The organism is Collinsella aerofaciens, from assembly GCF_901212495.1.
In the GTDB taxonomy this organism is placed as follows: Bacteria; Actinomycetota; Coriobacteriia; order Coriobacteriales; family Coriobacteriaceae; genus Collinsella; species Collinsella aerofaciens_H.
The window spans coordinates 91,443-97,349 of the sequence record NZ_CAAKNY010000068.1; the positions used below are offsets into that span (position 1 = coordinate 91,443).

The 5,907-nt window shown below is 58.3% G+C and carries 4 protein-coding genes; 2 read left to right on the top strand and 2 right to left on the bottom strand.

The window, feature by feature from the left end; genetic code table 11:
• Positions 1-40: 40 nt before the first annotated feature.
• Complete coding sequence (gene ileS, locus SFLMC1_RS08025; protein ID WP_152074606.1) at positions 41-2,842, bottom strand: isoleucine--tRNA ligase; 2,802 nt, start codon at positions 2,840-2,842, stop codon at positions 41-43.
• Between the two features lie 486 nt (positions 2,843-3,328).
• Between ileS and SFLMC1_RS08030 the strand changes: the two genes are divergently transcribed.
• Together SFLMC1_RS08030 and SFLMC1_RS08035 are read left to right on the top strand one after the other, a co-directional pair.
• A complete protein-coding gene (locus tag SFLMC1_RS08030) occupies positions 3,329-4,411 on the top strand; it encodes an iron-containing alcohol dehydrogenase family protein (protein ID WP_152074605.1) in 1,083 nt (360 codons plus the stop codon).
• 508 nt (positions 4,412-4,919) lie between these two features.
• The gene (locus tag SFLMC1_RS08035; RefSeq protein ID WP_152074604.1) at positions 4,920-5,522 is read left to right on the top strand and encodes a Type 1 glutamine amidotransferase-like domain-containing protein; all 603 of its coding nucleotides are present in this window, start codon (positions 4,920-4,922) and stop codon (positions 5,520-5,522) included.
• 115 nt (positions 5,523-5,637) lie between these two features.
• On the opposite strand, the gene SFLMC1_RS08040 is transcribed toward SFLMC1_RS08035, so the two are convergent.
• Positions 5,638-5,826, bottom strand: coding sequence for an IS3 family transposase (locus SFLMC1_RS08040; RefSeq protein WP_410053243.1), 189 nt, complete (start codon positions 5,824-5,826; stop codon positions 5,638-5,640).
• Positions 5,827-5,907: the final 81 nt, after the last annotated feature.

A 5,907-nucleotide genomic window follows, 5' to 3' on the forward strand; every position in this document is an offset into this window, starting at 1 on the left:
CTGTTACGCGGTTTGGTAAGCCGCGTAACTAAAGGCGTAACTACAAAGCATCAGCGCAGCGCTTACAGATATGCGCGTGACCGTTGTACTCGCCGACGGTGGTGCGGTAGTTCCAGCAACGGTCGCAGCACTCGCCCTCGGCAGCCTCGATGGCAACGGAGAGCTCCTCACCCTGGGTCAGCTCAACATCGGAGACGATGTAGAACTCGGCCAGATCGACCGCCTTGTCGCCGGTCAGCAGCGCGTACATCTCGGCGGGAACGACCGCCTTGACGCGGACCTGCTGGCTCTTAGTGAAGGTGCCGGCGGAGCGGGCATCCTCAAGGGCCTTGGTCACGGCGCTACGGAGCTCGAGTGATGCCTCGAGCACGCCCTCGAACTCATTGGCCTCGTCGACCGTGATAGGCGACTTGTACCAATCGAGCAGCGCGGCGTACTTCTGGTGATCGACGCAGCCGGCAGGCGCATAGGCCATGGCCTCGTCGACCGTGTAGGACAGGATCGGCTGCAGGTCGCGCATGAGCATCGAGAAGAGCTCGGCCAGCACGGTTTGGGCGCTGCGGCGCTCGAGCGAGCCGGGCTTGTCGCAGTACAGACGGTCCTTCAGGGCGTCGAGGTACACGTTGGAGAGCTCGGTAACCACGAAGTCGTAGAGCGCACGGTAGGCGCGCGGGAACTCGTAGCTGGCGTAGGCATCGTCGACCTCGGCCTGGACCTGGGTCAGGCGGGCAACCATGAGCTTGTCGAGCGGCAGCAGGTCGGCAAAGGCGACGCCGTCGGTCTCGGGCTCAAACTGACCCTCGAGCTCGGAGAGCAGAAAGCGCAGCGTGTTGCGGAAACGACGGTAGGCATCGGACGTACGAGCGAGAATCTCGTGGTCGATGGAGACGTCGGAGCTGGTGTCGACGGAGGCAACCCACAGACGGATGATGTCGGCGCCCATCTCGTCGCAGACCTTGTTGGGGTCGATAACGTTGCCGAGCGACTTGGACATCTTACGGCCCTGGCCGTCGAGGGTGAAGCCCTGCGAGACGACCGCCTTGTACGGAGCGTGGCCGTTGGCGCCCACCGAGGTGAGCAGCGAGCTCTGGAACCAACCGCGGTGCTGGTCGGAGCCCTCAAGGTACACATCCGCCGGATACTCCAGCTCGGGACGGTACTCGCAGACGGCCTTCCAGGAGACGCCGGAATCCCACCACACGTCGAGGATGTCCTTATCGGCCTTGAGGTGATGGCCGCCGCACTTGGGGCAGACGCAGGCCTCGCCCAGGTAGCTCTCGGGAGCGTCGGTAAACCAGGCGTCGGAGCCCTTCTCGTGGAAGAGCTTGATGACGGCGTCGAGTGTGGCGTCGTTCATGACCTTCTCGCCGCAGTCGGCGCAGGTGTAGCTGGGGATCGGCACACCCCAGTTACGCTGGCGGCTGATGCACCAGTCGGGACGCTGCTCGACCATGGCACCGATGCGGTTGGCCGCGTGGGCCGGATACCACGTGACGTTCTCGCGGACCTCCTTGCCGGCCTGCTCGCGCAGACCAGTCTTGTCCATCGAGACAAACCACTGGTCGGTAGCACGGAAAAGCACCGGGTGCTTGCAGCGCCAGCAGTGCGGATAGCTGTGCGTGATCTTCTTCTCGAGGACCAGGGTGCCGTGCTCGCGCAGGAACTCGATGACGTGCGGGTTGGCCTCATCGGTGTCCATGCCGCTGAAGGGGCCGCCGGTGCCAAACCCCTTGCCGGTGTAGAACTTGCCGTCGTCATCGACTGGCATGCAGATGTCGGTGATGCCCTCCTTGAGGCAGGCGAAATAGTCATCGACGCCGTGGCCGGGCGAGTTGTGGACGATGCCGGTACCGTCATCGACACCGACATAATCGGCCAGCAGCGCCACGCCCTCGACACCGTCAAAGATCGGCTGCTTATAGTGGATGTGGTGGAAGGTCTCGGCGGGAACCACGTAGGGCTTGCCGTCGACCATCACCGGGGTGTACTCCCAGCCAAACTCCTCGCAACACTTGGAAGCCAGGTCCTCGAGCATGACCTCGGCGCGGCCGTCGTGCTCAACGGCAACGTAAGCGGCGCCGGGCTTGAGGGAAACGGCCTGGTCGGAAGGAATGGTCCACGGGGTGGTCGTCCAGATGATGAAGTCGACCGGGCCGTCGAAGTCCTCGAGGCCGGCGGGCTTGGAGGTCATCTCAAAGCGCACGAAGATGGACGGGCTCGTCTCGTCGGAGTACTCGATCTCGGCCTCGGCCAGCGCGGTGTGGCAGTGCTTGCACCAGTGAACCGGCTTGTGGCCGCGATAGATCATGCCCTTATCGAACATGGCCTTAAAGACCTCGATATCGGCGGCGTCATGCTGGTGATAGAGCGTCAGATACGGGTTGTCCCAATCACCGAGCACGCCCAGGCGACGGAAACCGGCCTTCTGGAGCTCGATGTTCTCGACAGCGAACTTATTGCAAAGCTCGCGGATCTTGGCCGTGGAGGTCTGGTTGAACTTCTCGGTGCCGAGCTTCTCCTCGACCTTGTGCTCAATCGGCTGACCGTGGCAGTCCCAACCGGGGACAAAGGGAACCTCATAGCCCTGCATCATCCAGTAACGGTTGATCATGTCCTTGGAGATCTTGTTCATGGCGTGGCCGATGTGGATCGGGCCGTTGGCGTACGGAGGGCCGTCATGCAGCACGAACTTCTTGTGACCCTCGTTCTTCTTTAGAACTTGCTCGTAGACCTTGTTGTCCTGCCAGTCCTTGAGTCGCTTGGGCTCGGACTTGGAAAGACCGGCACGCATGGGAAATCCGGTTTTGGGCAGATTCATCGTCTGCTTATACTCGTTTGCCACGGTACCCCTTTCATGTCGTGGGCGCGCACGCCCGTTGGGCACCAAAAAGGCGCCCGTCCCTGCAAGCTGGGACGAAGCGCCACAAAACGGGCTGTACGCCCGCAAAAGCTCTTCGCTTAACCACCCAGCTTAGATGCCCTCGCCCGCGTCGCCGCGCGCTCGCATCCGTTACTCGGCTGATCTGTATCGACGACCATCTCGGCGATGTCTACTAAGACGAACCTGCGCGGCACGTCCGTTGGGACCGCAGCTCCGGGGTGATTTTCATCGGTCGCATGCACGGGTTCTCAGCGCTCCCCGTTCTCTGTAGCATGCGGACGGCCGACTACTCGTCCCCATCAACGCTTATGGCGTGTATCCTAGCACGTTCCGCGCCGGCGAAAAACCCTCAACACTGGTTTAATACGTTCGAAATTTCTTACGGCTGTGGACTTTCTCCTGGAGCAAAATACCTGTAAGCACTTTATCGAACGAAAGAAGGTTGCTATGCGCACGATCGGAATGAGCGACTACACGGTTGGCGAAGACTGCTTTGATGAGCTGCCCGGCGCGTTGGCCGAGTACGGAGCAACCAAGGTCGTAATCATTGGTGGCAAACGAGCACTGGCCGCAGCACTTCCCGGTATCGAAGCTGCGCTGGCAGGTACCGACGTCGAGATTTTGGAGAAGCGCGTCTATGGCACCAACAGCACGCGTGCCAATATCGTCAAGGTCGTGAACTCCCCTGCCTGCCAGGAAGCCGACGTGCTCATCGCATGCGGCGGCGGCAAGGCGCTCGACACCGTGAAGACCGCTGCCATCGAGCTCAAGAAGATCGTCTTCACCGTCCCGACGATCTGCTCCAACTGCTCGGCCGCGACCGCCATTGCCGTCGTCTACAACGATGACGGCTCGCTCGAGGGCTATTCATACCCCAACCGACCGGCGCACATCTTCATCAACCCCAAGATCATCGCAGAGGCACCGGCAGAGTACTTCTGGGCCGGCGTGGGCGATGCTCTGTCCAAGCAGCCCGAGGTCGAGTACGCCACGAGCGCCGGTAGCCTGGAGCACACCGCCGGTCTTGGCCTGGCACTCGCGCACACCTGTTCCGAGCCGCTGTTTACCTACGGCGTGCAGGGTCTTGAGGACGTGCGCCAGGACCAGTCGACCGAAGCCGTCAAGCAGATCGCGCTCGACATCGTGGTCAACACGGGCTATGTCTCGAACCTGACCAACCAAAACGATTACTACTACAACTCGAGCGTGGCGCATGCGTTCTACAACGCCACATGCAGCATCCCGCGCGAGGGCTCCTACCTGCACGGCGAGGTCGTGAGCCTGGGCGTGCTGGTGCTGTTTGCCTATACGGGCGATACCGAGAATCTTGAGCGCTACGCCGCCTTTAACAAGCAGATTGGGCTGCCTGTGACGCTTGAGCAGGTCGGGCTTTCCGAGGCCGATATCCCTGCCCTGTGCGAGTTCGCACATGCCACCAACGAGTGGAAGCAGGGCAATCCTGAGCCCTTCACCGACGAAAAGTTCGCCGCTGCTATCAAGTCCGCCGACGCTTACGGCCACACGCTCTAGGACTGGCCCAAAACCACCACAAAGGGGACCTTTCTGGTGGTTTTTAATTGCTCCAGCATTCAGTTCGTACTCGAACCCGATTCTTTACGAGAAAGGGTTCGGGTACGCTTTTTGTTTATCGGAAATTCTGCGGAAGGACTACTCGGAACGGTAAACGGGAACGAACAGAGGCAGGGTATCATCGTGGTGATGGTATCCTGCCTTTTGTTTTGCGGGATCAAGGTCGCTTTATGCGAACTTGATCGCCACTTATATGGCGCATGGATGGCAATTGCTTCGTACGTGCATACCGGGAGCCTGTACACCTCTGGCAAGGCGTAACACACTAGACTTTGTTCCAAAGTCCGTGTGCTAGGGGGGGGCAGGCCCCTTAGAATTCCTGTGGAGTGTGTACGCACGTACGCAGGAAAACGGCAAAATTTCGCTATATCAGGGCGTTCTTTCATTGGAGAATATGGTATACACGGCTTAGTTCAACAAATAAGAATTTATATAAAGGAGAATATTGATGAAACTGTTTTTATGTTCTCACTTTTCAAGTGTAGGAAGTCTGATAAAGGAAGAAATTGAACATAAAAAAGTCGCATTTATTCCAACAGCTTCGCTGCGTGAAGGCTACACCGGTTATGTCGGCTCGGCTCGAAAATTATTCAAAAAGTTGGGAGCAATCGTAACTGAAATTGATATTTCAACGGAGGCTTATTCAACGATACAGTCTCTTTTTGAAGATGCGGATGTGATTTATTTTACCGGCGGAAATTCTTTTTTCCTTATAGACCAGCTCCGTAAAACGGGAACGGATGAGCTGTTGAAGAAAGAATTGGCAAAGGGAAAACTGATGATTGGTGAATCGGCAGGTGCGATTGTATGCGCTCCAAGCATCCAATATATCGAGCAAATGGATGAAAAGCCGGAGGACTACTCACAAGAAGATGATGCAGGGCTTAATTTGATTGATTTCTATGTTCTTCCACATTATCTTACAGCACCATTTAAGAAAGTTACCGAGAAAATAATGACTGAGTTTTCGGATTTGGATCTAAGCCCAATTAACAACCGTCAGGGACTTGTAATTGATGGTGAAGGTTCAAAGGTAATTTGCAAAGACTAATTTGAAAATTCCAGTTTGCTGTACTCGTTCCTAGCAGGGTTTGGGGCAGGCACGCCCCAACAAGAAGCTGTCCCAAAGGGGCAAGAATGGGAACTGCGGACGATTTCTTGGACCGTTACGCGGCCCTTCCCAGCGCGGCGCGGAACTCGGCCGGCGTGCGGCCGCCGAGCGCATCGCTGCGCCTCTCCGTATTGTAGCGGCCGATCCAGCCGCCGAGCTCCTCGATGAAGCGGGCGGGGGCCCAGCCCGTCCAGTCCCTGCCGTGCCAGAACTCCCTCTTGAGCAGGCCGAAGAAGCCCTCCATCGCGGCGTTGTCCGGACTGCAGCCCTTGGCGGACTGGATTGGCTACACTGATGTGGACAGTTCCGGGAGGGGCGCAAGAGA

What these genes read in the sequence shown, in the direction of transcription:
- SFLMC1_RS08035 (WP_152074604.1), top strand. Translation starts at nt 4,920, where the DNA reads ATGAAACTGTTTTTATGTTCTCACTTTTCAAGTGTAGGAAGTCTGATA.
- SFLMC1_RS08030 (WP_152074605.1), top strand. Translation starts at nt 3,329, where the DNA reads ATGCGCACGATCGGAATGAGCGACTACACGGTTGGCGAAGACTGCTTT.
- SFLMC1_RS08040 (WP_410053243.1), bottom strand. Translation starts at nt 5,826, where the DNA reads ATGGAGGGCTTCTTCGGCCTGCTCAAGAGGGAGTTCTGGCACGGCAGG.